This window comes from Acinetobacter sp. MB5 (assembly GCF_003261585.1).
GTDB lineage: Bacteria > Pseudomonadota > Gammaproteobacteria > Pseudomonadales > Moraxellaceae > Acinetobacter.
Genome location: NZ_POVU01000005.1, coordinates 88,474 through 107,617 on the forward strand (window position 1 = coordinate 88,474; position 19,144 = coordinate 107,617).

At 39.6% G+C, this 19,144-nt stretch carries 23 protein-coding genes and 1 pseudogene; 12 read left to right on the top strand and 12 right to left on the bottom strand.

Annotated features, from left to right (window positions below; translation table 11 throughout):
- Positions 1 to 3: 3 nt before the first annotated feature.
- Positions 4 to 537: a hypothetical protein gene (locus C1A47_RS08245; protein ID WP_111894276.1), complete on the bottom strand. Its 534-nt coding sequence runs from the start codon at positions 535 to 537 to the stop codon at positions 4 to 6.
- Positions 538 to 702: 165 nt separating this feature from the next.
- Here C1A47_RS08245 and C1A47_RS08250 point away from each other — a divergent pair, with 165 nt between their 5' ends.
- The 3 genes from C1A47_RS08250 to C1A47_RS08260 are packed head-to-tail and all read left to right on the top strand — an operon-like array spanning position 703 to position 2,076.
- On the top strand, positions 703 to 984 hold the full coding sequence (locus tag C1A47_RS08250) for a holin (RefSeq protein WP_151710822.1): 282 nt from the start codon (positions 703 to 705) through the stop codon (positions 982 to 984).
- Complete coding sequence (locus C1A47_RS08255) at positions 968 to 1,489, top strand: glycoside hydrolase family protein (protein WP_111894280.1); 522 nt, start codon at positions 968 to 970, stop codon at positions 1,487 to 1,489. Before C1A47_RS08250 ends, C1A47_RS08255 begins: the two co-directional genes overlap by 17 nt.
- Positions 1,486 to 2,076: a hypothetical protein gene (locus C1A47_RS08260; RefSeq protein WP_111894282.1), complete on the top strand. Its 591-nt coding sequence runs from the start codon at positions 1,486 to 1,488 to the stop codon at positions 2,074 to 2,076. The genes C1A47_RS08255 and C1A47_RS08260 overlap by 4 nt, the downstream gene beginning before the upstream one ends.
- 8 nt (positions 2,077 to 2,084) lie before the next feature.
- On the opposite strand, the gene C1A47_RS08265 is transcribed toward C1A47_RS08260, so the two are convergent.
- A complete protein-coding gene (locus C1A47_RS08265; RefSeq protein ID WP_111894284.1) occupies positions 2,085 to 2,675 on the bottom strand; it encodes a hypothetical protein in 591 nt (196 codons plus the stop codon).
- A gap of 162 nt (positions 2,676 to 2,837) precedes the next feature.
- On the opposite strand from C1A47_RS08265, the gene C1A47_RS08270 reads away from it, so the two are divergent.
- Positions 2,838 to 3,473: a VRR-NUC domain-containing protein gene (locus C1A47_RS08270; protein ID WP_111894286.1), complete on the top strand. Its 636-nt coding sequence runs from the start codon at positions 2,838 to 2,840 to the stop codon at positions 3,471 to 3,473.
- A gap of 2 nt (positions 3,474 to 3,475) precedes the next feature.
- On the opposite strand, the gene C1A47_RS08275 is transcribed toward C1A47_RS08270, so the two are convergent.
- Positions 3,476 to 4,774, bottom strand: a complete 1,299-nt coding sequence (locus tag C1A47_RS08275) for a Y-family DNA polymerase (RefSeq protein ID WP_111894288.1) — start codon at positions 4,772 to 4,774, stop codon at positions 3,476 to 3,478.
- Positions 4,771 to 5,343 carry a LexA family protein gene (locus C1A47_RS08280; RefSeq protein ID WP_111894290.1) on the bottom strand — a complete coding sequence of 191 codons (573 nt, stop codon included), beginning with the start codon at positions 5,341 to 5,343 and terminating at the stop codon, positions 4,771 to 4,773. Before C1A47_RS08280 ends, C1A47_RS08275 begins: the two co-directional genes overlap by 4 nt.
- Positions 5,344 to 5,503: 160 nt before the next feature.
- Here C1A47_RS08280 and C1A47_RS08285 point away from each other — a divergent pair, with 160 nt between their 5' ends.
- The 3 genes from C1A47_RS08285 (at position 5,504) to C1A47_RS08295 (ending at position 6,728) form a co-directional block, all read left to right on the top strand.
- The gene (locus C1A47_RS08285) at positions 5,504 to 5,794 is read left to right on the top strand and encodes a hypothetical protein (protein WP_111894292.1); all 291 of its coding nucleotides are present in this window, start codon (positions 5,504 to 5,506) and stop codon (positions 5,792 to 5,794) included.
- Complete coding sequence (locus C1A47_RS08290) at positions 5,791 to 6,072, top strand: hypothetical protein (protein WP_111894294.1); 282 nt, start codon at positions 5,791 to 5,793, stop codon at positions 6,070 to 6,072. The genes C1A47_RS08285 and C1A47_RS08290 overlap by 4 nt, the downstream gene beginning before the upstream one ends.
- 83 nt (positions 6,073 to 6,155) lie before the next feature.
- Positions 6,156 to 6,728, top strand: coding sequence for a hypothetical protein (locus C1A47_RS08295; RefSeq protein WP_227539753.1), 573 nt, complete (start codon positions 6,156 to 6,158; stop codon positions 6,726 to 6,728).
- An 80-nt stretch (positions 6,729 to 6,808) separates the two neighbouring features.
- On the opposite strand, the gene C1A47_RS08300 is transcribed toward C1A47_RS08295, so the two are convergent.
- Positions 6,809 to 7,027, bottom strand: coding sequence for a hypothetical protein (locus C1A47_RS08300; RefSeq protein WP_111894296.1), 219 nt, complete (start codon positions 7,025 to 7,027; stop codon positions 6,809 to 6,811).
- A gap of 20 nt (positions 7,028 to 7,047) precedes the next feature.
- Positions 7,048 to 8,667, bottom strand: a complete 1,620-nt coding sequence (locus tag C1A47_RS08305; protein WP_111894298.1) for a tyrosine-type recombinase/integrase — start codon at positions 8,665 to 8,667, stop codon at positions 7,048 to 7,050.
- 134 nt (positions 8,668 to 8,801) lie between these two features.
- On the opposite strand from C1A47_RS08305, the gene dusB reads away from it, so the two are divergent.
- Positions 8,802 to 9,851 carry a tRNA dihydrouridine synthase DusB gene (gene dusB, locus C1A47_RS08310; RefSeq protein WP_111894532.1) on the top strand — a complete coding sequence of 350 codons (1,050 nt, stop codon included), beginning with the start codon at positions 8,802 to 8,804 and terminating at the stop codon, positions 9,849 to 9,851.
- Here the strand turns inward: dusB and C1A47_RS08315 are convergent.
- The 4 genes from C1A47_RS08315 to C1A47_RS08330 form a co-directional block, all read right to left on the bottom strand.
- Positions 9,848 to 10,888: an NAD(P)H-dependent flavin oxidoreductase gene (locus C1A47_RS08315; protein WP_111894300.1), complete on the bottom strand. Its 1,041-nt coding sequence runs from the start codon at positions 10,886 to 10,888 to the stop codon at positions 9,848 to 9,850. The genes dusB and C1A47_RS08315 overlap by 4 nt on opposite strands.
- Before the next feature lie 51 nt (positions 10,889 to 10,939).
- On the bottom strand, positions 10,940 to 11,137 hold the full coding sequence (locus C1A47_RS08320; RefSeq protein WP_111894302.1) for a hypothetical protein: 198 nt from the start codon (positions 11,135 to 11,137) through the stop codon (positions 10,940 to 10,942).
- Positions 11,138 to 11,320: 183 nt separating this feature from the next.
- The gene (locus C1A47_RS08325) at positions 11,321 to 12,022 is read right to left on the bottom strand and encodes an alpha/beta fold hydrolase (protein ID WP_111894304.1); all 702 of its coding nucleotides are present in this window, start codon (positions 12,020 to 12,022) and stop codon (positions 11,321 to 11,323) included.
- Between the two features lie 12 nt (positions 12,023 to 12,034).
- The gene (locus C1A47_RS08330) at positions 12,035 to 13,312 is read right to left on the bottom strand and encodes an MFS transporter (RefSeq protein ID WP_111894306.1); all 1,278 of its coding nucleotides are present in this window, start codon (positions 13,310 to 13,312) and stop codon (positions 12,035 to 12,037) included.
- Between the two features lie 114 nt (positions 13,313 to 13,426).
- Between C1A47_RS08330 and C1A47_RS08335 the strand changes: the two genes are divergently transcribed.
- Both C1A47_RS08335 and C1A47_RS08340 read left to right on the top strand, forming a co-directional pair.
- Complete coding sequence (locus tag C1A47_RS08335) at positions 13,427 to 14,338, top strand: LysR family transcriptional regulator (RefSeq protein WP_111894308.1); 912 nt, start codon at positions 13,427 to 13,429, stop codon at positions 14,336 to 14,338.
- Between the two features lie 13 nt (positions 14,339 to 14,351).
- Positions 14,352 to 14,573 carry a DUF1653 domain-containing protein gene (locus C1A47_RS08340; protein ID WP_111894310.1) on the top strand — a complete coding sequence of 74 codons (222 nt, stop codon included), beginning with the start codon at positions 14,352 to 14,354 and terminating at the stop codon, positions 14,571 to 14,573.
- Between the two features lie 122 nt (positions 14,574 to 14,695).
- Here C1A47_RS08340 and C1A47_RS08345 read toward each other — a convergent pair whose 3' ends face one another.
- Together C1A47_RS08345 and C1A47_RS08350 are read right to left on the bottom strand one after the other, a co-directional pair.
- Positions 14,696 to 14,905 carry a KTSC domain-containing protein gene (locus C1A47_RS08345; RefSeq protein ID WP_111894312.1) on the bottom strand — a complete coding sequence of 70 codons (210 nt, stop codon included), beginning with the start codon at positions 14,903 to 14,905 and terminating at the stop codon, positions 14,696 to 14,698.
- Between the two features lie 246 nt (positions 14,906 to 15,151).
- Positions 15,152 to 16,435: pseudogene (locus C1A47_RS08350) on the bottom strand (acetyl-CoA C-acetyltransferase); the annotation flags it as partial.
- 242 nt (positions 16,436 to 16,677) lie between these two features.
- Here C1A47_RS08350 and C1A47_RS08355 point away from each other — a divergent pair.
- Together C1A47_RS08355 and C1A47_RS08360 are read left to right on the top strand one after the other, a co-directional pair.
- Entirely contained in the window at positions 16,678 to 18,069 is a 1,392-nt protein-coding gene (locus C1A47_RS08355; protein WP_111894534.1) for a 3-oxoacyl-ACP reductase, read from the top strand.
- 66 nt (positions 18,070 to 18,135) lie between these two features.
- Complete coding sequence (locus C1A47_RS08360) at positions 18,136 to 18,996, top strand: MaoC family dehydratase (RefSeq protein WP_111894316.1); 861 nt, start codon at positions 18,136 to 18,138, stop codon at positions 18,994 to 18,996.
- The last annotated feature ends 148 nt before the right edge of the window (positions 18,997 to 19,144 follow it).

A 19,144-nucleotide genomic window follows, 5' to 3' on the forward strand; every position in this document is an offset into this window, starting at 1 on the left:
ACCCTAGGGTGCTTTATTTTTTAGATCCAGAGCTCTTACTATATTTATTAACTCATCTCTATTCTTTGAAATAGGTGCATAGTGTTGATATACATCTGCTACTTTATTTCTATTCTTGAAGTAGATGTATAAAAAAAGCATAGCTTGAAAAAGTGCACCAAGAAATAAACTACTAGCTATCCATATAAATAATGATGAAATAAAATTGTGTGTAAGTTCATTTGATAAAAACAGTGGTATATATACAATTGCAGCAGCAATGAAATAACAGTTTTTAATGTATTTTGAGCTTTGCTGTATTTTATTTATATCCTTATAAATTAAAATTTTAGTCTTTTTTTTGATCTTGCTGGTAAGCTCTTTTTCAGATAGTTTTTCTAACGGTATATATTCAATTATAAAGTATTCAAAAAAAAGTACTAATCCGATAGTTAAAATCAAAACAAGCATACCTTGAATGTTATATTTGCCTATTAACCATAGATTAACTAATAGAATAATCCCACAAATAACACGAATTATAGTTGTGATTGTCAATTTTATTTCCTAATGTAATTTTTAAAAGTTTACTGACAGTTTTAAAAATGCCTGCCTATTGTACTAAATAATGCCAACCCCTGTAAGCCTCGCTTAATTTCCTCAATTTCTAAAAACTCTACGTTCAAACGTGGAGTTTTTTTATTGCCAAAATCGGGGGAAACCGTGGCAGATCAGCAAGCAATTGATACCGCAGCAAGCATGACAGCAATGGCGGCAAAGACCGCAGTAGCAGGTGGTGCAACAGGGGTGTTTACGTGGCTAGGTGGCTTAGATATTGGTTTATTAATCAGTATCTTTGCCGCAATTAGCGGCCTTTTGGTGAGTGTTTTTGGCTCTGTTGTGACTTGGTATTACAAGTACAAAGCAGACCAACGCGCCCAAGAGATACATGCACTTGAAATGAAAAAAATAGAGAAAGGAGGGCGTGATGTCGAACAAGACTAAAATCGCCGTATTGCTTACATCAATGGTCAGTTCAGGCGGAGTTTTATGGACATCTGGATACGAGGGGTGGCGTTCAAAGCCGTACTATGACACGGGCCGAGTCGTGACACAGGGTTTTGGCTCAACAGTTAAGCCTGATGGCTCAAAAATCAAGATCACAGATAAGCCAATCACCCAAAAACAAGGGCTTGAATACTTAAAAGTACACATGGCCAAAGATGCGAAAGTCTTTAACAAATCACTGTCAGGCGTGAAGCTTTCACAGAATGAATATGATGTTTATATGGACTTCACTTATCAGTTTGGGACGGGTGCCTGGTCATCATCTAAGATGTTGGCCAACTTAAAGCAAGGTAAATACGTTCAGGCTTGTAAGTCATTAGAAGCATGGCGTTTTTCGCGTGTACAGGGCAAGAAAGTTGATTGTCGTATTAATCGGGGCTGTGCTGGGGTTTGGAATCGTCAACATGCACGTATGCAGAAATGTTTAGGAGCAAACGCATGACAACTGCACTTTTAATCATAAAGGCGATTTGGGACTTCTTATGCAAAGTTTTTCTTTGGGTACTATCGAATAAGCGTTGGTCTCTAATCATTGTCCTAGTGATATATAGCGTATTCCAGACTTGGCAAGCTAACAGTCTGGCAAGTGATCTGAACAGTACTGATGCTAAATGCACAACGAAAGTGAACCAGGTGCAAGCTGATTTTGATAAATACAAAGCAGACCAAAAAACAGCAATTGAAACAGCTAAAACTACAGTTGCCACACAGCAACAGAAATGGGCTGAAAAACTTTTAAAGGTAGAACAAAATGCGAATCAAAAAATTCAAGATGCGGCTGCTGCCGCTCGTAGTGCTGAGCTGGTTAATCATGGGCTGTCAGAGCAGATCAATCGTGCAAACGAACGTCTGTCCACAGCTTCCCGAGAAGCCATTGCGGACTACGCCAAAACCTGTAATTCAGTACTCAAAAACTTGGCAGTTAGAGGTGGAGAAATCGCAAAAGCTGCTGACGGACACGAAATTGATACAGAGCGATTAGAAGAATCTTGGGACGTTGTAGCAAGTGGAGTAAAGCCCTCTAAGTGAGGGCTTATTTAAATAATATTAGAAATAATGCTTTCGATGCTTTTTAATGAGTTGATTGTTGCTTTAAATGCATTATCTATATTAACTTCATCATCCAACCAAATTGACTTGGCCCCATTCGTATTAGATTCATATGAATTCTTAGGACTATTATTTAATAATAAACTTTTAAGATGAACCACCTTGATTATTTGATCTTGCAAAATATGATTTGGTATTTTTTCTAAGACTAATCGGTCATTAAATGACTGAAAATTATTTTTTAATATTAAAATCTCTCTAGAGATTATCATAATATTTGATAAATTTACTTTTACATTTTCCTCATGGAATGGGTCATTTGACCCTCTAGTATGTAAGTCTCTTAGATAGTAAGAGCAGCTAGTCTCTATATTTTCAAAAAATATGACTAAATCGGAGAAAACATTCATACACAAAAAAGATTCTTGTTGGATTCTAAAGTAAAGCTCCATTGTTTGAGTTTTATTTTGGAGTAAATAACCTCTAAATGTTAGAAATCCAATCAAAACTAAATTTAAAATAGCAACTATAGCTTCTATAGCTGAGTTATTTTTACTAATAAAATCAAATATTTGCATTAATAATTGTGTCCAATAAAATTTATTTTTTTACTAATTTTCATTTTTCCAAAATTCCATATATTAACTAATTTTATTAAGATATATTATATACATGAAATTTAACTTTGAGTTATTTACTTAAAATAAAAAATATCAATCTATTGTACATAGGAAATTAATATGAAAAAAAGATTATCATTAAAAGATCAATGTATAGAGTCTGGGATTGACTTTGAAGAGATTAAAATAGCTTATGATGCTAAACCGGAATTAGCATTATTAAAATATTATGAAAAACAGGGTTATATTGGCTCATTCATTGAAGGCTATACAATCCTAACAGTTTTAAAGGCATTGATGTTAGATAAATTAACTCAACTAAATCCATTTAATGATAGGAATGATGCTTGTAGCAGATATCTTGAAGCTCAATTTACAATTCATAAAGGACTAGAGTCTGTGATCATAAATTCGATTCGTAGCATTAATAGAGGAAAATATTTATCAAATTTACGAGAAATTTTTAAGCAGCCTTTTATAAAATCACAACACCCAAATTTATCATTTCAATGTTGTGAAGCATTGTATGATGCTATTGATTTAGAAATTTTTATAAGGGTCGCAAGAAAATTTTCTGAGGATCCATATACATATAGAAATGGTTGGCCCGATTTAATAATCGTAAAAGATAATGAAGTTAGGTTTATAGAAGTAAAAACAACTGATAAGTTGCATAGTAGTCAGCTAATAACAATACCAACTTTTAGTAAAATTTTACCTTATAACTTTTCTGTTTGTAAGCTTATAAAAATTTGAAGTTAAGAGTTAATGCTAATCAATCCATCCCAAGTGAATGGATTTCTACTCAATTTATCTCTACTCATGGACCAAGGGCGGTTCGGTATATAGCAAGCACCTATACCTAATTTCTTTTTCCCAAACCGTTCATGTACATTTTCAAAAGCACACATTAACTTTTCATTTCTATCAATTTTGGCCATATCAGTGAGAAGATCAAAAGTATGGCCACCTTTAGGTTCTAATCCAGTTAGCATCACCCCACATTTCTTGTACTTGATGCCTTCTTTGTAGATATGGTCTAGCATCGCAGTTGCGGCTTTAACAAGATCAATGACACAGTCTGTAGATTCAGGAAAAGCATAAGAAATCGCTTTGTTATAAAAAGGCACATTAGGATCAAAGGGATTAGACTGTACAAAAGCCACGATACATCCACAAAGCAACTCACCTGCACGTAATCTAGAGCAGGCATCTTGTGCATACATGCTAATCGCTTCTTTTAAGTCGTTGAGCTCAGTGACTCGAGATCCAAAAGATCGACTGGCCACAATCTGTTTCTTACTTGGTGGTGTGTGTTCAACTTCAATGCAAGAAATTCCTTGCAGCTCCGTAACAGTTCTCGCCATGACAATTGAGAATTGTTTTTTTATTTCTGCTGGGTTTGTACGAGCAAGATCAAGAACAGTATGTATCCCCATACTTTGTAGTTTCTTAGAGTGCTTCCGCCCAACACCCCAAACCTCTGAAACATCAACTATGCTCTCAAAATAATCACGATGCTTAGGATTCATAGAGACCAAATTACACACGCCATTAAAGCGTTTGCCTTTCTTGGCCATATGGTTGGCAATTTTTGCTTCGGTCTTACTCCGACCGATACCCACACACACGGGTAAACCTAACCACTTCAATATCCGCTGTCGCATTTGCTGAGCGTACTCAGTGAGATTATAAATCTCTGCATATGCTGTAAGTTCTAAAAAGCACTCATCAATCGAATAGATTTCTTGCTCAGAGGGCGTAACAAAATCCGCAAGAATCCGATGAAATCGCTGAGACATCTCATTGTATAAAGCATAATTACTGGAAAGCACCTGAACATTGTGCTGCTGAACAATATCTTTGATTTGAAATAGGGGGACACCCATTTTGATTCCGAGATCTTTAGCTTCTTGCGAACGTGCGACCGCACAGCCGTCATTATTCGACAGGACAATGACAGGTTTGTTATTGAGAGACGGATTAAACACTCGTTCACAACTGACGTAACAATTGTTCACGTCAATCAAGGCAAAGATTTGGTTCTGGTGTTTCATCTAAAGTTCTTCAAAACACGTGTTACAACACCCCAAATGATTAGCTCTTGGCCTTCATCAAAATGAATATCATCAAAGTCGGGGTTTTCTGCTTTCAACCAATGCTGATCACCCTCAATCATAAGTCGCTTAACCGTAAAATCATTATCGATGAGTGCGATCACGATATCTCGATGCTTTGCATCTAAACTACGATCGACAATCAATTCATCATTAATATCAATTCCGATGCCCAGCATAGATAGTGAATTTACGCGAACAATAAAGGTTGCAGCAGGGTTCTTGATGAGGTGTTCATTTAGATCGAGAGTTTGTTCAACATAGTCTTGAGCAGGAGAAGGAAAGCCAGCTTGAACTCGCTCAGATGCGAGGGGAATTGCAATATGGGTTACAGGATCTACTTGACGAATATGATTAATCTCGATTTCATTTTTATTTTTCTTCAGATATTCTTTGATGTCTAATACACGTGATTCAGGTACGCGCAGCACTTTCGTTGGCTCATTATATTCTAGCTTACGGCCAGCGCCTTCACGCTTACCTCCATGCTGTTGTTTTAAATGCTTCATGATGCCAAATCTCGATTTTGTTACATAATCAAAATTTTAGAATTTGGCAATAATAAATTCAAATTTAAAAGTTGTGGATAATCAAGGGGACTTTCATCTTTAAGACAAGTGGTCTTAGGATAGAGCAGTGATTTCAAAGTTTTGATAAATTGGACATATAATGAAAAAAATATTCTTTTTGCTTGCTACAGTACTCATTTTTGCATCATCTGAAGTTCCTGCAAAAAAAACTCATGTAGTGAGTGATGATGCGATAAAAGAAAAAATCATTCAGGATTCAATAGACTCGTATCCAGGGCCATGTGCTTGCCCGTACAATTCAGCTAGAAATGGTAGCCGCTGCGGTAAACGTAGTGCATATTCGAGAGCAGGGGGATATGAAACGATTTGCTATAAAGAAGATGTAACCAAACAAATGATTCAAGACTATAAAAACAGGAATAAAAAATGAGCAAGACTCTAAAGATTTCAACTTTTATTCAAGACGTTATTACCATCATAGTGATTTCAGCTGTAATCATCATAGGACTATTGCAGCTTCAGATCAGCCATAAAGACAGAGCTGGTAGCTATGTCGAGGGAACAGATGGTTACTCAGGTTACACATTTGCAAGAGATAATAATTTGAAGTCAAAAGCTGAATGTGAGTATGCAAAGCTACCACCATCGTCTGCCGAAGAAACCAGTGATGAGTTTATGCAGGGCTGTCACAAGTATTTTGAAGAATAAAATATGCTAGAAATTTTTTTTAAAATTATTGCTGTAGTTACTGGTTTTTGTTTACCAATAATCATGCATATTTGAATAACAAGTTGGCACATTTAAAAAATGGTAGAGAGATAAGAAGTGAGCTTCTACAACTAGCCGAAGACTTTGGTAAAAATGATCTGCATAAAAAGCCTATCCTTTATAAGGATAGAATGGCGCAATCGCTCTTCAATAATGACAATTTAACCTATCAGGAAGCAAAATATTTTTCGAATTATGAAAATGCTGATTTTTGGGTACGGGAGTATGCCAAAATTAGGGGGTTGTTAAATAGAGAAAGAAGCTCTTTAGGAGAAATTATAGGATTTACACCTAGATTTACTAATTGGGGGATTTTTTTTAGGCTCGTTGGATATTTTTTCTGTGCTTCACTTGGTCTAATCCCATTTATCATGGTGAATAAATATATTGATTTGATAGAAAAATATTATGAAAATGGAATGTTGGTAAGTATATTTCTAATGATTGCCTTGCCTGCAATTTTACTTTGGATTTCGTATGTTTGCTTAAAATATGCCGAGCGCTGTGCAGCATGTAAAATGTTCTTAAAGGATTTTCAAAATAATGCTTTTGAAGTTCCACCCCTAATAGGTCCACCAGAAAACACTCAAGCATGAGCGGATTAATTGTTTTAATGTCGATCTATCATTAATAGCTCATACATTGTGTATGAGCTATTTAAAAATCTGAAATGCCGTTATTTGACTGTACCTAAAACTGGAATCATTCTTGGTCCAGCTTCACGTGCTTTACTAACAATTTCAACCAATTCATCGTATGTTAAGTTGAAAGAGTCTGAGCTATCAAAAATGTACACAACATTCTTGTCTTTTAGCTCTTCTGGCTTTTCAGGGATAAAGCGTTCAGGAATCAATTTCTGAGTTAATCCTTCATCAGATAGGTGTTTAGGTATCATTTTTTGTCCTATGCAAATTGTTAAGATCGTTGAATAAGGTTTGTTTGATCATAACTATAATAACGAGTTATATCGATCCATGTAGAAATGTCTTTTTCCCATTTGTAAACTCGATTGCCATCTAACCTTAAGAGATCTAGTCCTTTGATCCCAAAATGTGTGGAATCATTAGGGAGTAGATCCCATGGAATATCTGAGTTTTCTGATAGCCAGTTTTCCCAGGCATTTTGAATATAAGGAACAACGAAGTTTTGCTGCAGCTCATTCCAAGAGAAAATATTTTGAATATTCGATTTCTCTTTATATGAATCAATGACACTTTTTGTTGGTCTAAATGATTTGATGAACTTTTCTAATAGTTCCTTAACAAAAGGATAGTCAGTATTGAGGTTATTTGGTGATTCAATTACTGAATATGCTTCTTCAGCATCGGCAATATCTGCAGCAGAAATATAACGCTGTTTAAGCGCAAATTTTGAGTAATTCTCCCCAAACTGTTCTTTGGCAAATTGAATAGCATCTTTGTATTCAATACGCTTGCCACGTTTCTTTAAATTGACGTAGCGTTTTAGGCTACCCCAAGATGAATGAAGAGTGATTGTCTGGAGCTGGGGAATGGTAAAACCATCTTCGGCATAGCGAGTCGCTGCTTCATGCCGTAAGTCATGGAATCTTAGATCCATGATGTTATTCAATCTGCATGCTCTACGGAAATAGTCAGAAACAGTTTGAACATTAACAGGTAGTAAAAGCTCATCACTATAACCAAGCTCTAGCATTCGTTTACGTGTCGAAGGTTCCAGTAATTCATCAATGATCAACAGTGCATTTGGTTCAAGATGTGCAAATTTATGGTTGCCTTTTGAGCCATCAGGATTTTTAACATCACGGATCTTCCATTGATTGTTTTTACGATCAAAATCCTCAAGCCGCATTTCGCACAGCTCACCTTCACGGCGACCAGTATAGATCGCAAGCCACATTACCAAATGCATTGGAATAGCATTACGGACGCGCTTCCAGCCTTTATAAAAGTGGTTTGTGAGTGTGAAAAGTTCCTCTGTTGTAATCAGACGATCACGCTCTTTGGATTTGGTGACGATACGGGCCTTTTTTAACCCAATGATTGCTTGAGATAGTTCATTTTTGGCGTTTGCAACATCTTCTCCCCAAACAAGCTCAGCATGGCCTAGAACACTCGAGATATGCGAAATGTCTTTCAGAGCGGTTGATGGACTAACACCATCAATCATTTCCATCGGGTTGCCTTTACGCCGCTCAATTGCAAAATTTGAGAAGTCCTGGCGAGAAAGGGTATAGACATCTTTTTGAGAAATATCATAGTTACAAATATTTTTTAAAGCTGCTTTCTTCGTCCCGGCAAATTCATCCCCAATTTCTTCGATATACTTCTCGATAAACTGATCTAAAGTTTTTGACACAGTTTGAGTTTCTGGATTTAAAATAGCGGGATTAACAAGTATTTCTGCTTCAACTCGTTTAATCCATTCTTTGGCTAATGATTCTTTGGCAAAAGTTCTTGTTTTGTTGAATGTGGTTTTATCTGGTCGTTTGATGCGTATTTGTGCTGTGTAAGTAAACCTCCCATCAATTTTCTGACGTTTTGTAATTGTTCCCATATTTATTTACCTATTCGAATGCTACATTTTTTAATAATGCTACAATTAAGAAAATTGTAGCATTATTTTAGCAATGAATAGTAAAGAATGATTCAGAATGTTGGAAAATGATTGAGAATATAGGAATTGGAAAATTGAGTAAAAACAAAGTCATCGAAGAATTGTTCGATAAAACAAAGCGTAACCAAATTTGGGTCGCGCCGATGGCAGGTGTAACTGATCGGCCATTTAGAACACTGTGTAAATACTTTGGTGCAGGGCATGCGGTCAGTGAAATGATGACCGCTGATAAAACACTTCGCATGAGCAAGAAAAGCTTATATCGCGCCAACTTTGATGGTGAAATTGCCCCAATCTCAGCACAAATTGCAGGCTCAGACCCAGAACAGCTAGCTGAAGCTGCTCGTTATCAGGTTGAGAATGGTGCACAGATTGTCGATATTAATATGGGCTGCCCAGCCAAAAAGGTTTGCAATAAACTGGCTGGTTCAGCATTACTTCAAGATGAAGATCTGGTCGCTCGAATTTTAGATACCGTAGTCGCTGCTGTCGATGTGCCAGTAACTTTAAAAACACGCCTTGGTTATCTGAATGGTCATGAAAATATCGTGCGGGTGGCGAAACGTGCTGAACAGGCAGGCATTGCAGCGTTAGCACTGCATGGGCGTACCCGTGAAGATATGTATTTAAATACGGCACGTTATGAACTGATTAAACAAGTTAAAAGTCATATTGATATTCCCGTGATTGCCAATGGTGATATTGACAGTCCAGAAAAGGCCAAATATGTACTTGATTACACGGGTGCAGATGCGATTATGATTGGTCGTGCTGCTCAGGGGAGACCGTGGATTTTTCGTGAAATCGCCCATTATTTAAAAACAGGGCAGCATTTGTCTGCGCCGAGTATTGAAGAAGTTAAAACCGTTTTGCTTGGACACTTGAGCGAGCTGTATGAGTTCTATGGCGAATATTCAGGATGCCGTATTGCACGTAAACATATTGCTTGGTACACCAAGGGCCTACATTCAAGTAATGAGTTTCGTCAGAATATGTACAAGGTTGAATCGACCCTTGAACAAGCAAAAGTGGTGGAAGCCTACTTCAATTTATTGCTTGATCAAGGGCAAAATATGGATGATGTGCAAGTTGAGTCGGTCGATTTACTCGGTGCTCAGGCTTAAGCACGCATCTCTTTAACCAATGTTTTGATCAGCTCATGGGCTTCAAGCTGTCGGATTTGTCCGACATTGCTACCAGCCCAAAATGCTGCATATCCGTGATGATCATGTTTTGCAGCGAGTGCATTTAGTTTTTTAGCAATGTCATAAGTATATGGGTATGCAGGAATTTCTGGTCGATGAATTCCATCAATTTTTTTATGCCAGTCATTGAATATACCGCGTGCAGGACGACCAGAAATTGCCGCACTAATCTGGGTGACAGGCTCGTCAAACAAAGCTTCTCGATACATGGTATTGGCATTTGACGAAGAACATTGAATAAATGCCGTTCCTAATTGCACCGCAGATGCTCCTAAATTCTGCATTTGTTCAGCTTGTTGACCATTCATAATACCACCTGCTGCCACAATCGGTAGCGAGCAGTATTCTCGAAGAAGCTGAACAAGATCCGCTGTGGTGATCGCCGCATCGCTATCTGAATTGAAAATCCCGCGATGCCCACCTGCTTCAATACCTTGAGCAATAACGATATCAATGCCTGCTTGCTCAATCGCTTGAGCTTCACTCAAATTAGTCGCGGTTACCATTGTGATAATCCCAGCTTTTTTCAAAGCTTGGATTTGATGATGATGTGGAATACCAAAATGGAAGCTCACAGCAGCAGGACGTAATTCTAAAACAAGATTCAGATAATCATCTGAATCTAAAAAGCTCGGATAAATACATTTCAAACTTTCAGGTGCTAGTTGATCAAATTGTTCAAAATGTGGCTGTAAATATTCAATCCATTGTTGGCTGATTTCAACATCAACCATTTCACTGCGATGGCAAAAAAAATTGACCTGAAAGGGTCTGTCGGTGAGTGCTTGGGTTTCTAGGATTTGTTTCCGACAACTTTCAAGATCACTTGCTCCTAAACCAAGTGAGCCTAATCCGCCTGCATTTGAAACTTCGGCTGCGAGTTTTGGCGTTGAAATACCTGCCATTGGTGCAAGAAAAATCGGATATTCGAGATTAAGCTGAGAAAGAATAGACATAACGACCAACTTTTTTATCTTTAATTGCTGAGAGAAAGTGAGAAAAAACGACTACTGATCTGCGTTCTTAAGCCCACTGGCGACCTGATCGTTCGCTTGCTGAGTTTTGAGTTTCACAGTATCAAGTGTCTGTTTATACTGATTCTCTGCTTGTGTCGTACGTGCTCCTGACTCTGAGTCAGGTTGCTTGGTACAACCGACGAGCGACATTACAAGAATAACCGTACTGATGACAACATGATGTTTCATTCGATGCACCTCTCATTGATCAATCGTTGTGAGATTCTGTATAGGAATTTGTCTCAATCAAAAAAAGTGAAAATTACACTTTTTTATCGGTTGTCATAGCCTTAAACATTTTGAAGAGTTGGACAATAAGACCTTCATACTAGGGGCATTACAAGGTAGCTTTCCTTGTAATGCCAGATCATCCTAATTAGTTAGCCACGCTGTGAGTAACGAGGTTGTTTCTTCTGGACATTCCATAGGGGGTAAATGCCCACACTGTTTGAAAATATGTAGCTGTGAATTTTCAATCCCTTCATGCATTTCCTGAGCGAGTTTTACAGGAGTCACGAGATCATTTTCACCCACTGCAACCAGTGTTGGAACTTTAATGTCTGCGAGTGATGGACGTGAGTCTATACGACCTAAAATTGCAGTTTGCTGATTGATAAAGCCTAAGCCACCAATACGCTGAGCCATGGCTTTAATTTCTTCAGCGAAGGGTTCATGCACACGAGATGGATGAATGATTTGAGGGAGTAGCTTATTGGTGACACCCATAAATTTACCGACTTTCAGCGAATGAATCGTTGCTTGGCGGTGTTTTGCTGAAGTCACGCTGTCAGGGCGAGCGCTGGTATCGAACAGCGCAAGTTTGGTCACACGCTCAGGTGCTTGACGCATGACTTCAAAGGCAACATAGCCACCCATAGACAGTCCAACCAGAGCAAATTCTGCTGGTGCTTGGTTCAAGATTCGTTCTGCCATGGCTGGTAAATTGTCATCTTGTGACAGGTCTGCAACGATGATATCTGAATGTTGTGATAAGGCATCAGTCTGATGCTGCCACAGTTTTTCATCGTTGAGTAAACCAGGAATAAAAACGACAGTAGGACGAGGAGAAAGCATAAATAACCTAAATTAACGTTTGATTTGCAGTAAAGATAAAATACTGCCCAGAGTAGCAAAGCATAGAGTTAAAGCGACAATTGCAATCCAGCCACCATGGAGCCAGAACCAGCCGCCCACCGAACCAATAATGCTTGAACCCATATAATAAAATAAAAGATATAAAGATGCCGCATGACCTTTATTTTCACGTGCTGTAGGGCCAACACAGCCACTGGTCACAGAGTGACTAATAAAAAATCCTGTCGTCACTAAAATGACCCCGGCAATCACAGAGATAATTGAGCTGGCCAATGTGAAAACAATCCCTAATCCCATAATGGCAAAGCCGCTGAACATCAGCGGACGTTTACCAAAACGATCTGCCAAGCTACCTGCGATCGATGAAGACACCACACCAAAGGCATAGACTAAAAAGATCAGGCTGATAGTCGTTTGGCTAAACGAATAAGGCGCATCTGACAAACGGAAAGTTGCATAGTTAAAGAGAGTGACAAAAATACTGGTCAGACAGAAACCAATGGCATACAGGCGAATGAGACCAACATTCCGAAGATGTTTTGCCCATGTGCGTAGATGAAATGCAATCCGAAAACCTGGTTGTGCGACAAAATTGCGCGATTCGGGGAGTAATTTATAAAAACCAAATGAGAATGCAAGGCAGATTACTCCTAAGACTTCAAGCGCAATTCGCCACGAATAAAATTCGCTCATGAGTCCCATACCTACCCGACCGATCATTGCCCCAAAAGCGGTACCACCGACATAAAGCCCCATGGCTTTACCCAAATGCGCAGGATCAATTTCTTCAGCCAGCCATGCCATTGCCACAGCAGGGACACCCCCTAGAACTAATCCTTCAAGTGCGCGGGCAATCAGTAGGGCATGCCAGTCTTGCATAAATGATGCAATAATGTTCAAAACTGAAGCGATCGCCATAGAAAAGAACATAATTCCGCGGCGGCCAACAGCTTGAGAAAATGCACTGGCCAGCACAATCGAAAACGCCAGTAAGCCTGTCGTTAAGGACAGAGCCAAAGAACTGGTCGCAGGGCTAATATTGAAACTATGTGAAAATGCAGGAAGAAGCGGTTGTACACAATAAATCAGGGAGAAGCTGGCAAAACCTAGTAAAAACAGGGCAAAGCCAGCACGGTAATAGTCTTGAGAGCCTTGCTGAATCCAGACATTTTTGAGAGGAGTGCGTGTTGAGAGGGCAGGTTTTTTGTGTTCTGTCCAAGTTTGTGTTGATGAAACTTGTACAGATTTTGGGGAGGAGTCGCTCGCCATGATGAATGCTCGATTGCTGAGAGTGTTGCAGGGGGAGATTATTTATGATTAATCTAGCAATTTATTAGGTATTTTTCTAATATATTTAAATATGTACCTTGATATGTTTTATATATGGAACTTCGACATATACGCTACTTTTTGGCAGCGGCAGAAGAAAAAAATCTGACCAAAGCAGCAATGCGCTTAGGGATTAGTCAGCCGCCTTTGAGTATGCAGATTCGGGATTTGGAAAATGAAATTGGGGCAGTGCTGTTTCACCGTAATCCACATGGTATTGAGCTGACTGAAGCGGGTCAGGCTTTTTTAAAGGCAGTACAGCCTTTGCAGCAACGTGCTGATGAAGCCATTCAAATTGCACGACAAGTTGCCAATGGTGAACTTGGACAGTTAAATTTGGGTTTTACAGGAACAGCAGCATTAAACCCACTGATTCCTACCGCAATTCGTGAGTTTCAAAAAACTTATCCGAAGGTAAAAGTAAAAATCGAGGAAGCCAATTCGGCTGCATTGATTCAAAAACTACTCAATGAACAAGTCGATATTGCCTTCCTTCGACCTTCAGACCCTCAACCAGACGCTTTAAAAATTCAGCATTTAATGGATGAGCCTTTGGTTGCGGTTGTGCCATCGCATCATCCTGCGGCAGAACATTCCCAAGCTTTGGCCTTGATGGCACTCAAAGACGACCCGTTTATTATGATTCCTGAGTCATTTTCAGGAATGGGGTTGTATGATGCGATTGTACAGGCCTGTTTGCAGGCAGGATTTGACCCTAAAATTGGACAAAGTGCACCACAGTTGGTGTCTATTTTATCTTTAATTTCTGGTAATTTGGGTGTTTCTTTGGTTCCTGAATCTGTTATTCAGGTACAACTGGCAGGCATTCAGCATTGTCGATTGCAAGCGCCTGTGCCACATGTCAGTCTTGGCTTGGCTTACCATGCGGAAAATCCGTCACAACTGGCGATCAACTTTGCCAGTATTGTGATGTCATTGTGTCATCAAAATCAATATTCATTCTAAATTTGGAGGGTTTATGCAATTACAGCGTGGAATTTATCAACATTATAAAGGACAGCTTTATCAGGTTTTTTCGGTTGCTCGACATAGCGAAACAGAAGAAGAACATGTGGTTTATCAATGTTTATATGGCGATTACTCCATGTGGATTCGCCCATTAAGCATGTTTTTGGAACATGTCACTTTGCAGGATGGTACGGTTTGTCCGCGCTTTGCATTGATTCAAAGTCTTGAGTGAGTTCTAGGGCAGGAATTGCATTAGGTGGGTGTCAGTATTTATTTGATAAAACTGACACTGGTTTGAATTTAAGTCAGGTCATGCAAATTTGTATAAGTAGTGGCGTGTTTTTATAAATCAGATCAGGCAAGCATGATGCTTGAAAAATGTAAGTTGTAGGTGAGATATTTTTCTATAAAAGCGGTTTTATTTTGCACACGTAACATGCTGTCATAAACAAAACGGGGAACAGAGTAAAACAGCACGGCTGTACCGTCCGAATAAAAAATTTTTAAATAACGTGAACTCGCACTGTATTTCCAAGTTTTAACGATGTGATCAGTTCTATACATACATATCATCCTGTATCGTTGTTGGTATCTTCCTAAAAAATAGTGCAATTTTTGAACCAAGAAATGCATTATTCCTTCTATTCTTATGATTATTTCATTTATGCGTCCTATGCCTGTCACTGCTCCTAATGCATTTTTATTTATCTTCCTGTTTAAATCATATCTAGAGTCTAAAAAACAAACAAGTAACCTTATGTGTCACACAAGGTTACTTGTAGTTGAATGGGTGTAGAAAAGATTTAAGTCTTATTTTTCGATAATTGCTGTGACGCCTTGACCACCTGCGGCACAAATCGAAATGAGTACACGTCCTGAACCTTTTTGGTGAATCAGTTTGGCTGCGGTTGCCAAAATGCGCCCACCTGTTGCTGCAAAAGGGTGACCTGCAGCAAGGGATGAACCATTGACATTGAGTTTGCTACGATCAATTTTACCTAGTGGTTCAGCCAAACCAAGACGTTGTTGGCAGAACTCAGGGTCTTCCCATGCTTTTAAGGTACTGAGGACTTGTGAGGCAAAGGCTTCATGAATTTCGTAAAAGTCAAAATCCTGTAGCTTTAAATTGGCACGAGCGAGCATGCGTGGCATAGCATAAGCAGGCGCCATGAGCAAACCTTCTTTTTTATGCACAAAATCAACTGCCGCTGTTTCAGAAAAACTTAAATAGGCCAGTACTTCATGTCCATTGGCTTTTGCCCATTCTTCCGAGGCAAGTAATACACAGGATGCGCCGTCAGTTAGAGGTGTTGAGTTACCTGCGGTCATGGTGGCGTTGTCACCTTTACCAAATACAGGGCGTAAAGTTGACAGTTTTTCAATAGAAGAATCTGGACGTAAGTTTTGATCGCGGTTTAAGCCTAAAAATGGGGTGATCAAGTCATCAAAGAAACCTGCTTCATAGGCAGCAGCCAGTTTATGATGGCTGGCAACGGCAAGCTCATCCTGTGCCTGACGAGAAATTCCCCATTCTAAAGCAGTTAAAGCGGCATGTTCACCCATCGATAAACCTGTACGGGGTTCACCATTTTTAGGGGCTTCGATCAGCGATTTAAAGTTGATGCTGCTGAGTGCCTGAAGGCGGGCTTTTGCAGTTTTGGCAACATTGAGTTCAAGCAGTGCTTTACGTAAGCCATCGCCAAGTGCAACGGGTGCATCGGAGGTGGTATCGACACCGCCAGCAATTCCGACTTCGATTTGCCCAAGTGCAATTTTATTGGCAACAGCAAAAGCTGCCTGTAAACCCGTGCCACAAGCCTGTTGTAAGTCGTAAGCAGGCGTTTCAGGCGCAAGCTGACTATTGAGCAGGCATTCACGTGTTAAATTAAAATCACGGCTATGTTTAAGAACAGCACCAGCAACCACTTCCCCCAGTCGTTGCCCTTGTAAGTGGAAGCGTTCAACCAGACCATTGAGCGCAGCAGTGAACATGTCGGTATTGCTGGCTTTCAAATAAGGACCATTAGAACGGGCAAAAGGAATACGATTGCCACCCAAAATTGCAACACGACGAATAGTAGTCTGACTCATAGTGATGTTCCTGTGCAAAAAATGAAAAAAAGGTTGGATGGAAAAATAAAGTGAAATTAGAGATAATTTTGTTTTACCATAGCATAGAATAGAACTCGGGCAATTGACCGAAATGACACAATAACAACGATTCAAGTCAACACATCTCATACGCAATTTCAGTATGATAATTTCAAAATTATCGACCCTCTAGATGTGTTTCATGCTGTATCTATATGATTCACCGAAGCGAAGAGAACATTATTATGACCGATCAATATCAACATTTCTCTACAACGCCGATTGGTAAATTTGTCATTAAACACCTCGGACTCCCTGCACCTGTCGATTTGGAACGTTACCGAACGGCAACACCTGTGATTCAGGGGGCAGTTTTGTTGGGGACGACAGCGCAAGCTAATTTTACCGCAGCTATAGTCGATACCTTGCGACAGGTACATGCCAATACCTATGTGGTAGAGGATGCAGGGTTACTTGAGCAAACCAAGAATGCAGATTTAGACGTGAGCGTTTTTAGCCCTGAAACTAAAAGCCATCGTTTTAAAGCCATCGTTTTTGATGCATCAGGTATCCGTAGTACAGAACAGCTCAAAGATATTTACAATTTTTTCCACCCGATTGCCCGACAAATTCAAACTTCAGGTCGGGTCATTATTGTTGGGGTTGACCCTGATCAAGCTGAATCTGTTGCTCAAGCCATTGCCCAACGAGCTTTGGTCGGGTTTGTAAAGTCTTTGGGCAAAGAGTTGCGTAAAGGCATTACGGCGCAGTTGGTTTATGCAGCGCCAGATGCGGCGGATAATCTGGCATCGACTTTACGCTTTTTCTTGTCACCACGTTCGGCTTATGTGTCTGGACAAGTGGTTGTGGTGCAAAAGGCGGATGTCATTGCAGTCGACTGGTCAAAACCGCTTGCAGGAAAAACCGCATTAGTCACAGGGGCGAGTCGTGGTATTGGTGAAGCGATTGTGCATGTATTGGCGAGAGATGGCGCGCATGTGATTTGTCTCGATGTTGAACCACAACAAGCCGATCTCGATCGAGTGGCTCAAAGTATTGGTGGTTCAACCTTGGCGCTCGACATTACCGCTGCCGATGCAGGTGAAAAAATTGCACAGGCTTGTCAGCAACAAGGTGGTCTGGACATTTTGGTGCATAACGCAGGGGTCACAAGAGATAAAACCCTTGCTAATATGAAAGAGCAGTTTTGGGATATGGTGATTAACATCAACTTATCTGCGGCTGAGCGGATTAATCACTATTTGCTTGAACATAATGCTTTGAATGAGCAAGGGCGTATTGTCTGTGTGTCTTCAATTAGCGGGATTGCAGGGAATTTAGGGCAAACCAACTATGCCACCTCAAAAGCTGGGGTCATTGGTTTAGTGAAATACACTGCACCACATTTGAAAAAAGGCATTACTATCAATGCAGTTGCCCCTGGATTTATTGAAACGCAAATGACGGCTGCAATTCCATTTGCGATCCGTGAAGCGGGTCGCCGTATGAACTCGATGAGTCAGGGTGGCTTGCCTGTCGATGTTGCAGAAACCATTGCGTGGTTTGCCGCGCCTGCGTCTTCAGGGGTGAATGCCAATATTGTACGGGTTTGCGGACAAAGCTTGCTTGGCGCTTAAAATCATGCGAAGTTTGGGGGAGAAATCATCCCCCATTTTTCTTTTTATAATCAAAACAGGTGCATCATGAGAACACGTCATTTTAGTCAATTTCCAAAACCCTATTTTGCTTATCCAAAAGTGATTCAGGGATTGATCTTAAAAAATAAGCGACTAGAACAACAGTTGCCTGAAGTTGAATATGTGGTCGATGCTTTTCATGTCGATGCCAAACATTTACGTTCTTACAACCAGCTTTGTGGTTTTGCCAACAATGGCTACGTACCTGCAATTTATTTTGCGGTGCTTTCACAAAGCTTACAAATGCAGATGATGACGCAAGAAGCTTTTCCATTTGCGATTTTAGGTTTGGTGCACATTCATAATCAGGTGACACAATACAAACCATTGGCAGCCAATTTACAATATCGTTTAAGTTGTCGCTTTGGTGAAATGAAGCCGCATCATAAAGGGCAACAATTTGAGTTTATTACGGAAGTTTATGTCGGTAATGATGTGGTGATGCAAGGCGTGAGTACTTATTTGGCACGTCAAAAAACCAATAATGCGCGTGTTGAAGAAAAACCGACAGAAAAAGCCAATTTAGAATGGATGTTGCATGATCGTTGGTCAATTAGTGAAAGTACAGGACGCCGTTATGCATTGATTTCGGGGGATGTCAACCCGATACATTTACATGCTTTGACTGCAAAAGCATTTGGTTTTAAACAGGCAATTGCACATGGTATGTGGACAAAAGCGAAAGCACTGGCTGCCTTGAGCCTGCCTGAAAAATATCAAGCAGATGTCAGTTTTAAACTGCCGGTATTTTTACCTTCTGAGGTTGAGTTGATGACGCATCAACAAAGTAAAACCATCAATCAGTTTTTAATCCGAAATGCCAAATCGCATAAGCCGCATGTTGTGGGTGAAATTTTGAGTTTGTAAGTCATGGCATGATTAAAGTGAAGGGTTTTTATCCGCATAAATAGCCTAAGTATTTTTAAGGAAATGCAAATCTTGAACATAAACATGTTGCTATTTAAGCGAATAAATAGCGTTGCATTCACTATTGCTAAAAAAAACAGTATGCTTA

Excerpts from the sequence above, each read along its gene's own strand:
- C1A47_RS08275 (WP_111894288.1), bottom strand. The coding sequence starts at position 4,774 with ATGAAACACCAGAACCAAATCTTTGCCTTGATTGACGTGAACAATTGT.
- C1A47_RS08360 (WP_111894316.1), top strand. The coding sequence starts at position 18,136 with ATGAGAACACGTCATTTTAGTCAATTTCCAAAACCCTATTTTGCTTAT.
- C1A47_RS08320 (WP_111894302.1), bottom strand. The coding sequence starts at position 11,137 with ATGAAACATCATGTTGTCATCAGTACGGTTATTCTTGTAATGTCGCTC.
- C1A47_RS08270 (WP_111894286.1), top strand. The coding sequence starts at position 2,838 with ATGAAAAAAAGATTATCATTAAAAGATCAATGTATAGAGTCTGGGATT.
- C1A47_RS08285 (WP_111894292.1), top strand. The coding sequence starts at position 5,504 with ATGAAAAAAATATTCTTTTTGCTTGCTACAGTACTCATTTTTGCATCA.
- C1A47_RS08335 (WP_111894308.1), top strand. The coding sequence starts at position 13,427 with ATGGAACTTCGACATATACGCTACTTTTTGGCAGCGGCAGAAGAAAAA.
- C1A47_RS08355 (WP_111894534.1), top strand. The coding sequence starts at position 16,678 with ATGACCGATCAATATCAACATTTCTCTACAACGCCGATTGGTAAATTT.
- C1A47_RS08325 (WP_111894304.1), bottom strand. The coding sequence starts at position 12,022 with ATGCTTTCTCCTCGTCCTACTGTCGTTTTTATTCCTGGTTTACTCAAC.
- C1A47_RS08280 (WP_111894290.1), bottom strand. The coding sequence starts at position 5,343 with ATGAAGCATTTAAAACAACAGCATGGAGGTAAGCGTGAAGGCGCTGGC.
- C1A47_RS08265 (WP_111894284.1), bottom strand. The coding sequence starts at position 2,675 with ATGCAAATATTTGATTTTATTAGTAAAAATAACTCAGCTATAGAAGCT.
- C1A47_RS08315 (WP_111894300.1), bottom strand. The coding sequence starts at position 10,888 with ATGTCTATTCTTTCTCAGCTTAATCTCGAATATCCGATTTTTCTTGCA.
- C1A47_RS08290 (WP_111894294.1), top strand. The coding sequence starts at position 5,791 with ATGAGCAAGACTCTAAAGATTTCAACTTTTATTCAAGACGTTATTACC.
- C1A47_RS08345 (WP_111894312.1), bottom strand. The coding sequence starts at position 14,905 with ATGTATAGAACTGATCACATCGTTAAAACTTGGAAATACAGTGCGAGT.
- C1A47_RS08330 (WP_111894306.1), bottom strand. The coding sequence starts at position 13,312 with ATGGCGAGCGACTCCTCCCCAAAATCTGTACAAGTTTCATCAACACAA.
- C1A47_RS08255 (WP_111894280.1), top strand. The coding sequence starts at position 968 with ATGTCGAACAAGACTAAAATCGCCGTATTGCTTACATCAATGGTCAGT.
- C1A47_RS08300 (WP_111894296.1), bottom strand. The coding sequence starts at position 7,027 with ATGATACCTAAACACCTATCTGATGAAGGATTAACTCAGAAATTGATT.
- C1A47_RS08305 (WP_111894298.1), bottom strand. The coding sequence starts at position 8,667 with ATGGGAACAATTACAAAACGTCAGAAAATTGATGGGAGGTTTACTTAC.
- C1A47_RS08260 (WP_111894282.1), top strand. The coding sequence starts at position 1,486 with ATGACAACTGCACTTTTAATCATAAAGGCGATTTGGGACTTCTTATGC.
- C1A47_RS08340 (WP_111894310.1), top strand. The coding sequence starts at position 14,352 with ATGCAATTACAGCGTGGAATTTATCAACATTATAAAGGACAGCTTTAT.